The sequence below is a fragment of the Nocardia sp. NPDC005998 genome (genome assembly GCF_040614395.1).
Classification (GTDB): Bacteria; Actinomycetota; Actinomycetes; order Mycobacteriales; family Mycobacteriaceae; genus Nocardia.
Genome location: NZ_JBEXUI010000055.1, coordinates 36,120 through 48,714, shown reverse-complemented (window position 1 = coordinate 48,714; position 12,595 = coordinate 36,120). Strand labels below are relative to the sequence as shown.

Annotated in this window: 12 protein-coding genes; 8 read left to right on the top strand and 4 right to left on the bottom strand. The window is 65.3% G+C overall.

Annotation, left to right across the window (positions count from 1 at the left end):
- Window positions 1-204, bottom strand: a 204-nt coding sequence (locus tag ABZ293_RS39035; protein WP_355189231.1) for a hypothetical protein, incomplete at its 3' end; no start/stop codon positions are given.
- Window positions 205-700: 496 nt separating this feature from the next.
- Here ABZ293_RS39035 and ABZ293_RS39030 point away from each other — a divergent pair.
- From ABZ293_RS39030 to ABZ293_RS38995, 8 genes are read left to right on the top strand one after another with little or no spacing between them, the layout of a single operon-like run.
- Entirely contained in the window at window positions 701-1,168 is a 468-nt protein-coding gene (locus ABZ293_RS39030; RefSeq protein WP_355189229.1) for a hypothetical protein, read from the top strand.
- Window positions 1,169-1,192: 24 nt separating this feature from the next.
- Entirely contained in the window at window positions 1,193-2,797 is a 1,605-nt protein-coding gene (locus ABZ293_RS39025; RefSeq protein WP_355189227.1) for a hypothetical protein, read from the top strand.
- A 30-nt stretch (window positions 2,798-2,827) separates the two neighbouring features.
- Window positions 2,828-4,333: a PPE domain-containing protein gene (locus ABZ293_RS39020; RefSeq protein ID WP_355189225.1), complete on the top strand. Its 1,506-nt coding sequence runs from the start codon at window positions 2,828-2,830 to the stop codon at window positions 4,331-4,333.
- A complete protein-coding gene (locus ABZ293_RS39015; RefSeq protein ID WP_355189223.1) occupies window positions 4,330-4,704 on the top strand; it encodes a hypothetical protein in 375 nt (124 codons plus the stop codon). Before ABZ293_RS39020 ends, ABZ293_RS39015 begins: the two co-directional genes overlap by 4 nt.
- 20 nt (window positions 4,705-4,724) lie before the next feature.
- Window positions 4,725-5,468 (top strand): hypothetical protein, encoded by a 744-nt coding sequence (locus ABZ293_RS39010; RefSeq protein ID WP_355189221.1) that lies wholly within the window; start codon window positions 4,725-4,727, stop codon window positions 5,466-5,468.
- Between the two features lie 11 nt (window positions 5,469-5,479).
- Window positions 5,480-5,833: a hypothetical protein gene (locus ABZ293_RS39005; protein WP_355189219.1), complete on the top strand. Its 354-nt coding sequence runs from the start codon at window positions 5,480-5,482 to the stop codon at window positions 5,831-5,833.
- A gap of 33 nt (window positions 5,834-5,866) precedes the next feature.
- Window positions 5,867-6,175, top strand: coding sequence for a hypothetical protein (locus ABZ293_RS39000; RefSeq protein WP_355189217.1), 309 nt, complete (start codon window positions 5,867-5,869; stop codon window positions 6,173-6,175).
- A gap of 7 nt (window positions 6,176-6,182) precedes the next feature.
- A complete protein-coding gene (locus tag ABZ293_RS38995) occupies window positions 6,183-8,675 on the top strand; it encodes a hypothetical protein (protein WP_355189216.1) in 2,493 nt (830 codons plus the stop codon).
- Here the strand turns inward: ABZ293_RS38995 and ABZ293_RS38990 are convergent.
- From ABZ293_RS38990 to ABZ293_RS38980, 3 genes are all read right to left on the bottom strand, one after another.
- Window positions 8,666-9,064 (bottom strand): YbaB/EbfC family nucleoid-associated protein, encoded by a 399-nt coding sequence (locus tag ABZ293_RS38990; protein ID WP_355189214.1) that lies wholly within the window; start codon window positions 9,062-9,064, stop codon window positions 8,666-8,668. The genes ABZ293_RS38995 and ABZ293_RS38990 overlap by 10 nt on opposite strands.
- A gap of 377 nt (window positions 9,065-9,441) precedes the next feature.
- Complete coding sequence (locus ABZ293_RS38985) at window positions 9,442-9,741, bottom strand: helix-turn-helix transcriptional regulator (RefSeq protein WP_355189233.1); 300 nt, start codon at window positions 9,739-9,741, stop codon at window positions 9,442-9,444.
- 1,385 nt (window positions 9,742-11,126) lie between these two features.
- Window positions 11,127-11,942, bottom strand: coding sequence for a hypothetical protein (locus tag ABZ293_RS38980; protein ID WP_355189212.1), 816 nt, complete (start codon window positions 11,940-11,942; stop codon window positions 11,127-11,129).
- Window positions 11,943-12,595: the final 653 nt, after the last annotated feature.

Below are 12,595 nucleotides of genomic sequence, written 5' to 3'. Positions count from 1 at the left end.
CCGTGTCCGGATCCACCAAAGGACCAGGCGCAGCCTGCGGAGCCGGCTGAGCAGCAGGCGGCTGCCCCGGCTGCCCCGCCCCCGGACCCGGCGGCGCAACAACATTGCCCTGCGGCACCACAGCCGAACCCGGACCGGATCCCGAACCAGCAGGCTGAGCACCGGAATTCGGGCCTTGGGCAGCCGTTCCGGGCGGTACCGCATTGTTGTTCGTCGATCCCTGGTTCGCCGGTGTAGACCCGTTCTGTCCAGGTGTCGCGGGTTGGCCGGGAGTCGCGCGCCTGCGTCTGTTCGACCACGGGGTTACCGGAGCGGATGGTCCGGGCTCGGCACCGTTTTCATCCGCCTGACCCTCGACGGCGATCTCCGCCTCGGCGCTCGTCACCCCGCACCTCCGAGTGCCCGCCGCACGCGGACTCGGGTGACCGGCGATGCCGGACGCCCGAGCGGCAGGCCGTGCAGGCGCATCCGGTATTCCTCCTGTGTCGATCGCCCGGCGGACCGGAACAACGTGGTGGCCACGGCAATTCATGCACGTCAGTGCATGACCTACCATCACCATCCTGACTCGTTCGGTGCGCACCTCAGGTTCCCACTGTTGGGAATCCTCAACAATGAGGAGGTCAGTAGAACGTCCACGCACCATCGTCAACGGCCTGTTGCGGGTAGGTGCGCACGCGACATCGGATAGGTGATCAGGTTGTGGGGTTTCAACTGGAAAAGCGCGGTCGTTTTCGGGGCCGGCTTTTTGGGCGGCCCGATCGCCGGTCCGCTGATCGCGGGCGGGGTGAAGACTCTGATGGCCCGCTATATCGATCACAAGAGCTGGGACGAGGCTGCGGAGCAAGGTGTCGTAGCCGGCATCGGTGCGATCGGAGGCGGGGTGGGCGGCGCGCTCGTGGGCGGCGTTATCAAGAAAATGGCGGCGAAGAAGTTGGAGGGCCTGGCTGGCAAAATAGCGTTCACGGGCATGCGGGGAAAGAAATTCTTAAACGCCCAAACGGGAGCCCGGGTCACAGTGAAAACAGCCCGGCAAAGGGTTCTGGACGGCAAAGCAACGAGTTGGGGGTTGCGAGGTGTCACCAGACTCGGGGTCGGCGCGGGTGCCGCGATTGCGGACCGTATGTTCAATGGTATCTCGGAACTGCCCGTCAAGATCATCACGTAACGGATCCGGCCCAGGAATAGCGCCGTGAAGATGCACGAAATGCTGATGCCCGATCCTGATCGAATCCAGGAAGTGGCGCCGGAGTATAAGCCGCTGCAGACAACGGTAGATTGGTACCTTAAGCTGCCCAGCAAGTTCCAGGGCTATTTCGACAGCTGCGGTAAGGATGGGAAGACCGATCCGCCGACCATGCCGATTCCGGCGCAGGTCACCGGGGCGCATCTGGCCAATTTCAAGAACTATGCGGTCACGGCAGCAAGCCTGCATGATGCGGCGAACGAAATCGATGAATCGACCAAGAGCGTAGCACCGCTGGCCAAGAAGTCCGCCCCCATCTCCGAGGCCGCGCAGCAAGCTGTCAATGCCGGGGTTCTCCAGATCAGCGAGGCGGCGCCAACCGTGCCCGCCCCCGGGATCAAGGAAGATCAGCACATCTACGAGTACTGCAACGCGGCAATACAGGCCGTCGCCGAAGCCTTGGACCAGGCGCACAACGCACACAAGGACACCGCGGACGGCGTCGACAAAGAGACCGCGAAGATGAAAGAGCTGGAAGATAAGTACGCGAAGCTCCAGAAGGATTACGAGGATCTGAAGAACGAGCGGGCCAACCCGACGCCCGTCCCCGAAGTGCCGTCGACTCCGACGACGCCGGGTCTCGACCCCAACCCGGTCACCCCGATCGACCCCAATTCCGAGGTCCCCGGGCTTGACAATCTCGATCCGAAAACTCCCGGACTCGATACCGGAAACACGCCGACCGGTTCCCCGCTCGATGACAAGGTGCAGCAGGCGCTCGACGATCTCAAAAACGGCGGCACGAATCCGACTACCGCCACACCGGCATCGGTGCCGGATGCGGCGGCCGCATCACCGGCGAATTCCGGTATGGACATGATGAGTTCGATGTTGCCGATGATGCTGGCGCAGATGATGAACCGCGGCCAGGCCGACACCGACCTGAACAACCGGCGCGCCGAATACGACCCGTACGAGGACCAAATCCGCGCCGTACCCGCGGCCGTCACGCCTGCCCAGCCTGCGGTGCAGGCGGCGACGAACACACCCGCACCCGCGACCAACACTGGCCCCCCGGCGAATTCGTCCTCCTCGCAGCCGACAACCGGCATGCCGGGCCGCACGCCGAACTCCGACGGAACTGTCGTGTACACGTTCCCGGACGGCCGGACTCAGAAGGTATCGGTCACTGTCGCACAGGCTTTGGATGCCGCGTTCGGCAACGCCAGCGGCACCGACGCCCAGGCGGCATACGCGAAGACCCCGGCGAAGTGGTCGGACAAGAAGCAGATCGGGACCTCGGTCGATCCGTACCAGCTGATGACCGGCGATGTCGCGATCTGGGACGCTCGCACCGCGATTGTGGTGGCCTTCCCAGCCGACGACGGCGGCACCCTGGAGGTCGTGGTCAACGGCCAGTTGAAGCAGTTCGCTCCGGCGGAAATGTCCGATAGCGCTGGGGAATTCGGCCAATTCGTTGGATTCAGCCATCCGCACGGCATCGAAGCGACCGCGCCGGAGGAACACGATCAGGGCAAGATGTCGGGTACTCCGGTCACCGGCGATCCGTCGGGGGGTGCCGCCATGACCGCGGCGGCCGCTCCGGCGTGATCGTGAGCCGGATGGTGAGAGGAGGAGGCAGTGGCGCTGAACGTCGACCCGGCGGAACTCGTCGATGTGGCCTCGAAGCTGGCCGCGCTGGCGCGTGACACCGGAGCCGGATTGCCGAACGGCTGGGTGCAGCCCGCGGGTGCCGACCCGATCTCCGGGGCCCATGTGCCCCGGCTCAACGCGCAGGCCGCATCATTGTTCAATGGTGTGCTCGGCGTGCTCAATGAGGTCCAGCGCCACGCACACCACATCGGTGGCGCGGCAACCGATTACACCACCACCGATGATCAGGGTGCCCGCATCGTGAGCGGCAGTGGTGCGGAGATCCTCAACAATCCGGTGGGCGATGTGCAGGAGTTCGGTCTCCGGCAGGCACCGAACTTCACCCTGCCCGCGGCCACCGGATCCGTTGACCCGCTCACCTTCGCGAAGCAGTTGCACACCGGCCCCGGCACCGGCCCGGCGACCAGTTTCGCGGCCGATATTCGCAAGTACACCGGTGGCTTCCACGTCGCCGCCGCCGAAGGCGTCGACGGTGCGGCTACGCTGATGCAGAACTGGACACCGGTCGGCACCACGGTGGCCGAACACCTCACCGAGCATCGGAATTGGCTGGGGCAGCTCGGCGCCGGATTGGGTGCGCTGGCCGACAATGTCGACGCCTACAGCAACGCGTTCACCATCGCGAAGGCCAAACATCCGACACCCGAGGAAATCATCGCGGCCCGCAAGCGGTTGCTGGCCGCGATGAAGTCGAAGAACGAGTTGGCGCTCCAAGAGGCGCTCGCCGAATTCCAGGAGCAGAACGCCCGTTCCGTCGAGGCGATCACCGGTTATTCCGCAACCGTCAACTCCAAGGTTCCCACCGAGGGCGGTACGAGCGACACCGGTGGCAGCGGCAAGAGCAGCGGCAATGGCAGTGGCACTGGCGGCAGCGATTCCAGCATGCTGTCCCAGATGCTGCCGGCGATGATGAGCGCCATGTCCTCCGCTGCCGAAATGGCCCAGAACCAGGGCACCTCTGACCTCGGCGGCGATGATGAGTACAGCGACTACGGATACGACGACCTCGGCATCCCCAGTAGCCTCGGGTCGCTCGGCTCCGGGGCGGCGGGCAGTCCGATCTCCGGGGTCGGAGTGCCGGACATCTCCGGCGCGACAACCTCGGTCTCGGTCGGCGCGATGCCGATTGTCGCGACCTCGGGTGCGGCATCGAGCACCGCGGTGGGAATGCCGCGAACACCGGTCATCGAGGGATTCTCGTCCGGGGCGGGCGCGGCGGCCGCGCGCGGTGCCGGTGCCGGTGCCGGTGCGGGTATGCCGTACATGCCGATGGCCCCCGGTGCGGGTGGTGCCGGTGGCAGCGGCAACGAACGCAATCGGGTGGTCGCGTGGCATCCCGACCGGTTGATGTACGTCGACGACACCCCCCATACCGAACAGGTCATCGGGGAACGGCCGACGATCGCCCCGACTGTGACACCGCCGACGCCGTCGGCAGGCCAGGGCCCGACCCAAACCGGAGGTTCCGTGTGAGTGATATCCACCCCGATGTACAGGCGGCCCTCGACGCCGCCCGCGAGTTGCGGCATCGAATCGCCGACATGCGTGAGCGGATCGACGGTATCCGAGCGCGTCGGCCATCGCCCAGCGGTGCGATCATCCCCGAGGTGGATGCGATGGGTCGGCTGACGGATCTGTTTCTGGCACCGGGCACCGCGGACCGCCTCACCAATCAGGAACTGGTCACCGAAATCATGGCGGCCATTCATGAGAGCACCGCCGATGCGGCACGGCAGTACCAGAGCGTGATGGAATCGGTGCCGCCGCCCGAGCCGTTCGCGTCGCCTGGCCCGACCGGTCCGTCCGGATCACCCCCGGCGGCAGCGGGTGCGGTGCCCTCATGACCGCATCGCGGAGCGATTCGATGGGGGGTGGAGGTCCGGAGACGGGTGGGCCCGAACTCGGCGCGGTCACCGTTGCCGATACCGTGCGGTGGCTGCACGACGAGGGCCTGGTCCGGTTGGCCGGGGTCGCGGAACGGATGCCGAGTCTGGTGGCCGCGTACACCATCGACGTCGCGACGGGAACCGTCGTCGCTCATCCCGCGACCGGCGTCGGCGTCGGATCGGATGTGGTGACCCTGGGCGCCGACGATCTGCCCTATCCGGTCGGCACCGCCAAGCGGTTGGCGATCGTGGGTGTCACCACCGCCGAGGCATTACTGGTCATCGACCTGGCGACCACGTTGACCATCGCCATCAATGCCGATCGACCGGAGCTCGCGGCTCGGGCCTGGGCGGTGCAACTGCTGCTCAACTCCGAGATCACGGTGACCACCAATAGCGCCGATATCGCGATCGCGAGCAGCCCGCGCTGCCGCCAGAGTTTCATCCCCGGAGGCGGCGCGACGATCATGAATATCGATGACGCGCGTCCGCCGATCACCACGGTTACGCTCAACCCGACGAATGACGGGCCAGACCATCTCGATGTGGCCCCGGACGGAACCGCCGAGATGTATCTAGGCGCTCGATTCTGGCAGCTGCGCCAGATCATGAGCATCGATGACGCCGCGTGGAGCGCGCTCATCGCGCGGCTGGACGCACCCGATGAGGATCCGTCCGTGCGCAGTGCATCCTCGAATCGACAACCTGCCGAACGACTTTAGGAGGGATCCCGTTGACCGAGCCACATCCGGACGAGTTCGACATGGACGAGGGGGCGCCGGCTCTCGACTGGCGGCGCATGGTCTACGAAGTGTTCAATCCCGACCACACCTGCGGCGTCGCCTGCGATCGTGACGGTGAGATCGTCGGGATGCACATCACCGACGACGCGCGTGACAACGGCGATGCCTGGTTGGCCGCGGAGATTCTGAAGCTCGCGCGCCTGGCACATATGAAGTCCCGGGTCGGGCTGCGTGCCGAAATGGAGTACAAGGGCACGCGGTCCTACACGATCGACTCGTTCGACCTGCCGACCGAAGCTTCCTTCCGTGCCATGGTGAACGCCGAATTCGGCGCCACCAGCTGAACCGAAACAACCTCTCTCAGACGGGATGCCGACATGGTGGATATGGACGAACCGCACGAAGTCAACGCTGCGGCGGCGAGATTCGCCGGAGCCATCGAAACCGTGTCGGGTCAGGTTTCCGCGACCGTCGCGGACCTGGTCCTGCACCATCGGCCGAAATCGGAGCTCGACCGAGCGCTCGATACGCACCGGGAGGAGGCCGTGACCGCTTTGCTTCACGCCGTGGCTGCCAATGACCACGGTGCGCGGATTACCTATACCGCCACGGTGAGCACGACGAATGTCCTCACCGATGCGGATGTGGCGGGTGGAGCGTACGTCCGACGGTACGACTCGATCTGATCACCGGATGTCGCCGGAGCACGAAAGTCCGTACTGGGATCAGATAGTCAAGGACAACTGGCCTGAAGTCCCGCCCGGTGACTGGAGCGCACTGGAAAACACGGCGCGTGACGGCGCCGCGGCGCTGGATACCCTCGGCGCCGAGCAAGCCCGCAACGACTTCGACAATCGGGTCCGCGCCAGCGAGGGGCTCGACCCCGTCAAACAGAATATGCGGCAGCAGCGCGGGAATCCGCAGGCCTTCGCGGACGCGCTGGACGCCGCGGCGGATATCTTCCGGGGTTTCTCTGATCTGGTCTATCGCACCCGCAATCAGATACTCGACATCGTCGACGACGCCACTGCCAGGATTCGCAAGGCGTACCAGGCCGCCGAGAACGATGAATCCGATGACGAGTCCGAACGCGAGGCCAAGGCAGCAGCGCTGCGCGACCGCGTCGCACAGATCATCGCCGAGGCCCGCGACGAGGTCGACGATGTGGCGCGGAACGCGCTGAAGTCGAGCCGCCCGGCGACTTCGCCGACGCTGAAGCCGTTCTACGATAAGTTGTGGCAGTTGGGGCCACCGACCTCCGGCGGTCACCATCTGCCGGACGGACCGCCGGGACACCGGCCCGCGCATCCGCATATGCCCGGCCCCCAGCACGAGATCGGGCACCCGGGGGCCGGACCGAACCACCAGTTCCCGGGTCCGCTGGGCTTCGGCCCGCAATTCGATATGCCGGTGGTGAATCCGTCCGACCAAGGTTTGCGGGGAAGCGGGCCGACAGATCTTCCCGTGGATTCGCCGTCACATGGCACGCCAACGGGTGTGCCAGCCACCCCAGGGATGCCGCCCGCGGTCTCCGCCCCGACCTCGACTCCGGGCGTCACCACGGGCTACGCGCCGGCGGCGCAGCCGGACGGCGCTGATCCAGGTGCTTCCACGACCGGCGTCCCGTCGCGTGCGACGTCTGCCACAACCGGCGAATACCAGGATCGCCCCGATGCCGGTGCCATCGGCAAGACGGCGGGCGAGGCCACCGATTCCGGGCAGCATGCGGAAACTGGCACGGCCGCAAGCGATTCCGGTCACGGCGCCGATCCCTTCGAGCGCACTCGGGAAGCGGCATCGACCAACTTGTCAGAGCCGATGTCGCCGATGCTGCCGACGATCCTGCCGCCCGCGGCCGGTTCGACCGGCATCTCCGCGCCGACCGTATCATCGGTGCCGCCGGTGTCGGCACAGTCCGCTGCGCCGGGTGGTCAGTCCCCGGAGGGGCAATCACGACCGGGTGCGATGGATTCGAAAGCGCCGCAGGTCGATTCACGTGGGTCCGGGGCCTCGGTTCCGAAGGTTTCCGCAGGTCCGGTTGTGGCCGGGCCGAGTGCGGCCGTCCCGAACACGAAACCGAGTTCGGCGCAACGGGATCCGCAGACCGTGGACGGGCGTTCGGATACCGGCGGCAGCGACGAGCTGATCCGCGATGTGGTCGGCGGTGCGATGGTGGCCGCCGCGGCCCCGACCTTCATGCTCGGCGAGCGGGTCGACGGCGATCTCGTTTTGGCACGGACACTGCTGGGCGGTGTGCTGGCCGCGGTGGATTCGTCGGTGCTCGGGCTGGAGTGGGCGGTGTCGATAATGCGGCATTCCGGCGGCATCAACGCGTTCGTCACCTCGAATGAGGGCCGCAGCTGGCTCCCTACGGGCCTACATCTTCCGCGCGAGATTTCGACGCCGTGGATGTGGGAGGTCGCGGACCCCGCATGGGAAGGCGTATCCGATCCGGCGCGGGTGCTCGCCGAGTTCGGCGCGGCCTGGGGACGCCGGACGGGTGCCAAAGTGACGGCCATCGTATCGTCCCAGCCAATCGATTCGGCTATGCGCGCCCAACTGCGTGAGGTACCGATGGAGGGGCCGATATCCGCCTCGTCGGCAATGGATTTGAGTGCCGCAGCAGCGGGTTTGGCGGATCGGCTGGGCCTGGTGTCCGCGCCGCAGTTGCTGGAGCGGATCGGACAGGTGCCGGCGCAGGGGATCGGGTCGCGCTGCATCGACCTCGCCTGGGATGCCCATCGGCGCGTCGCACAGGCGGGTGCGCCCGACTCGCTGGGGCTGCCGCGCCTGCGCCAGCGGATCCTGGAGGCGATCCGGCAGCGCCGGGAGGTGCCCGCCGACTGGTGGGAGGAACTGCGCGATGCCGACGATCTGCTCGCGGCGTCGATGCTGTCGCGCCGGGCCGATGTATCACGGGTGGCGTTGGGGGAGTTGCGATCCGACGCCGATGGGCGTTCGGCATCCGAGGCGATGCTGCTGCGGGCGATGGTATTCGAGCGTCGCTGTGACGAACTGGTTTTGCTGCTCGCGGAGGAGCCGAATCGACAGCGCTTGCGCGATGCGGTCTACGCCCACGGACAGATCGTCGATCATCCGTTGTTCGTGGATGCGCCACGCGCCCCCACCGGCACCACGGCCGCTCGGCGACCGACGATCAGCACGGGACCACCACGTCAGTCGTAGTAGTCGTCGTCCTCGTCGTCCTCATAGCCAACCGGGGTGGCCTGCTGGACGTCCGCATCCGGTTCCCGAAGGCTGGGTGCGCCGGGCAGCAGATCCTCTGGATCGGGCATGCGGCCGACGATATCTTCGATCGGGCCGATGGTTTCGCTCACCCGCTGATGCGCCAGCCGCGCGGCCTCCCTGGCTGCTTCCGTGACCGCCCGGCCGATATCCGCGGCCGGGCCACGCAGGGCCCTCGGCTCCAATCGCACATCAATGACAATGCCGGACTGATCGACGGTTACCTCGACCGAACCGTCACGCGAAATGGCCTTGGCGCTCAGGGCGGACAACTCGTCCCGAATATCCGCGAGCTGTGCCCGTTGCTGTTCGTAGTGCCACTGCTCCATCAGCTGCCGTCTACCTCGACTACCGCCTAGCCCTCAGCGCTTGCTGCGCATCGTCACAACGATATCGGTTCGTATCGCGAGCGGCCATTGCCCGCGGCGGCAGCACCGCCCACCACAGTGTGAACTGAACGCCGCGGCGAGAAAACCGGCCCCGAACCCGGGGAACCCGAGTACCGGAACAATCTTGAAAAGGTCACCCAAGCTGTAGGGAGACTGTCGTGACCGAACAGTTTTCGGTCGGCGTGAATCGGATGCGCGTCCGCGCGCCGGAGTTCGATCGGATCGGCGGTGATGTGGCGGCGACCGTGGAGCGGTTGCGTAGTGAACTGGGTGCAGAGGGCGCACCGTGGGGAGTTCAGCATACTCGAGCCGAAGCGTTACCGACGAGGCCGAGAACGAGCGGGACGTCGCTGCGATTCGGACGCGATACGGTACCGGAATTCTTCGGGAATGTGTCCGATGATGTCGAAGCGGTTCGTAATCAGCAATTTCCGGAAAACTGTCGTGATCTGGGCGTCGACGGTGCGGGTGGAGTTGCCTCTCCGCGCCGCGATTGCGCTATTGGTCCATCCCGCCGCGGCGAGGAGCGCGACTTCTCGTTCGGCGGGCGAGAGTTCCTGCCACCTGGAGTCCGTCGGGCCGGTGCGAGGCAGCTGGTCTTGGACAAGATTGCGCATGAGCGGCTGGAGCTCTTCGAACTCCGGTCGCAGTTGCTGCGCTTGTTGCACAGTGGCCTCGAATACATCTTCACCGAGCACTTTCGTGGCGGAGTCGACGGGTATTGCTGCTCCAGACAGGCTGGTTGTCGACCACGTTGTAGAGCACGAGATTTCCGTTATCTTCGAGCCGAAGCCGAAGGTTCCGGTTGATATCCCGGGTATGGGAGCGCTCCATCCATCCTTGTTCTTGTAGAGTTCGGCATCGTTGCTTTTATCAGACTCTGTCTTCAGCTGACCGAATTCTATTTCGAGCCGCCGAGAGTCGCTGCCGTGCGTTTCCGAACTCCACATCGCTGTACCATTCGGACCTCTCCTCGTATCGGCGGTAGGGCCGTATAGCACCACATTGCCGTCTTGCTGCATCGTCAACCGGAACAGGCCGTTCTGGGAAACGAGCGACTGGCCCCTTTCAAGCGTCTCGCCATTATTCGGCGTATTCCGGTGCTGGGGGTCAACCATGGATATGCTCCGCTTCGATCAGTCGACTACAGCGTGGTTCGTGCAGATGGAGTGAAATTCATCGGTCGGAGATCGGGCCTCATAAGAGGTCGCCGACTTGTCGACACGCCTATATCTGATCTACATCGATAATGTCGCACTCGCACTTTGCCCACCTGACGTCTCGTGTGTCAGTGGGATTGTGCTGCTCGCAACGGCACAGCGCATCCGTACATTCCTGCCAAAACACTTAAGTAGGTTCGACCAACATCATCGAGACAAAGTTGCGGCCTGAGAGGCAACTTCCGCTGGGGGAGTGCACAGGACAGCTGCGCCAACTGCCAATGCCATGCCGACGGCTGATACGGTCACAACATTTCCGACTTGAAAAGATCGACCGGGTCACACCCGCCGCCCCCCACCAAGTTCGTGCATGATGACGGAGGTAGACGGGATGGTCAGACTCACCTATCGCTGCATCGCTCCCGGGACGATCGTCGGGCGCTGCGAGCGATGCGGAGCTGGTATCCGACATAATGGCGGCGACTCGGGACAGTACTTTCGATGCCCTTCGGCAGCACAGGATCGCTGTTGGGGAGACGACCCCGCCGAAAGGCCATGGCCGTAACCCTGACTCGTCGGCGATTGGGATGCCCAGAAGTGACACCCTGACCGATCTGGATATGTCGGACGACGCCGAGGCGGAGTCGGCGCCTGATTGGCACAATTTGATCTACGAGATGTTCAACCCCCGACTATGCGGACAAGCCGAACCGACAGCGGTTGCGCGATGCGGTCTACGCACACGGACAGATCGTCGATCACCCGTTGTTCGTGGACGCACCACGCGCCGCCACCTCAACCACGGCCGCCTGGCGACCGACGATCAGCAGGGGACCACCACGTCAGTCGTTCGGGTCGTAATAGTCTAAAGCGCGCGGGGGCGGTTCGAGTCCGTGCCGCTCATACGAGAAGTTGCGAACCGCCACCAGCTCTTCCCATGTCAAGCCCGGCTGCATCGCTTCGAAGAACTCATCGAATGGCATGTCGGGACGTACAGCCTGATGGGCCTCGCCGAGTGTAATGTCATCCGGTAGTAGTCGTTCGAATTCGTCGAGCGAGAGATCGGGACGCAACGCTTGATGTAATTCCTCGAACGTCGTCGGGCCAGGTATGGCCTGCTGCAGTTCCTCCAGCGTGTGCGGGCGGTCGAGTACTTCGGGAAATCTCTCCACGGCATACTCGAGTAGTTCCGCGTCCGGATGTCCCTCGAACGGCGATCCGCTCTGATAATTGTCACCTGCGGGCGCGGTCTCATCGGCATGCGGAGGGAGTGTCGTTTCGTACCCTCCTACGAGGGCCCTTGGATTGATGGCCGGACCGGCCTCGTCTATTTCGAACCAGTAGGTTTTCTGTCCGTCGGGGCCGTCCTCGATGCCGTACCGATGCGCGAAAGCCTGGAGCTTCTGTTCGATGAGGCTTCGTGCGTGTGGCGGTATCTCGGTTCTCGCTTGGCCGCTCGGTGTCGCCGGGGTGTCGGGTGGCGACACCTCGACTCGCAAGACTCGGTTGCCGACTTCGCCGGTCTTCGTGGCCGTTATCTCGCCGCCGGGCCCGAGGTAGACATGCGCTTCGAATAGAGCTCTGCCCAGATGCACGGCGGATGCAGCCTGGTCGGGGCTGGCCCAGTCCTTTATCACCGCATGCATACCTTCGACCACGTCGGGGACGTTCGCGGGATCGTCTTGGCCCCCATGTCTTTGGTACAAGGTGAGGGCCGGATCCGGCTCGGTACCGTCCGGTCGCGGTGGCGGGGGAAGCTCGTCCGGCATTGGAAGATCGATGGGGCGTTGGTGCTCGAGAGCATCATTCAGACGCTCGATGTGCGGGGGGCTGACCGGTTCGTATGGTGGCGGGGTGTGTGGCGGGGTGCCTTCTTCCGGCAGCTGAGGCGGTCGAGGTGGCAGACCCCGGTCATCGTCTCCACGTGGGAGCGGCGGGAGGTACGGGTCGTCGGTGCGGCGCGGGGGGTACGGTTCGTAGGGGCTGGGCGGGTACGGGTCGTCGGTGCGGCGCGGGATGTACGGTTCGTAGGGGCTGGGCGGGCGGGTGGGAGTTGCGGGCTCGTCGGCGGCAGGTATGGCGGGTCTACCGCTGGTCGGACGGGCGGAACCGGGATCGGTGCCGCCAGGGTGCGGCCCGGTGGTGGTGCCGGGCGGTGGCGCGGTGGTGGTCGGCGGTGGGGTTGGTGGTAGCGCGCGGGGGGTCCCGTCGGCGCCTCGAGGCAGCGGTGGGTTGCCTGTGTGTGGTCCGGTGCCGCCTGGTGGTGTGGTGCCGCCTGGGGGTGGTAGTACGACGCGTGGGGTGCCTGTGA

What these genes read in the sequence shown, in the direction of transcription:
- ABZ293_RS39010 (WP_355189221.1), top strand. Translation starts at nt 4,725, where the DNA reads ATGGGGGGTGGAGGTCCGGAGACGGGTGGGCCCGAACTCGGCGCGGTC.
- ABZ293_RS39000 (WP_355189217.1), top strand. Translation starts at nt 5,867, where the DNA reads ATGGTGGATATGGACGAACCGCACGAAGTCAACGCTGCGGCGGCGAGA.
- ABZ293_RS38995 (WP_355189216.1), top strand. Translation starts at nt 6,183, where the DNA reads ATGTCGCCGGAGCACGAAAGTCCGTACTGGGATCAGATAGTCAAGGAC.
- ABZ293_RS38990 (WP_355189214.1), bottom strand. Translation starts at nt 9,064, where the DNA reads ATGGAGCAGTGGCACTACGAACAGCAACGGGCACAGCTCGCGGATATT.
- ABZ293_RS38985 (WP_355189233.1), bottom strand. Translation starts at nt 9,741, where the DNA reads ATGCGCAATCTTGTCCAAGACCAGCTGCCTCGCACCGGCCCGACGGAC.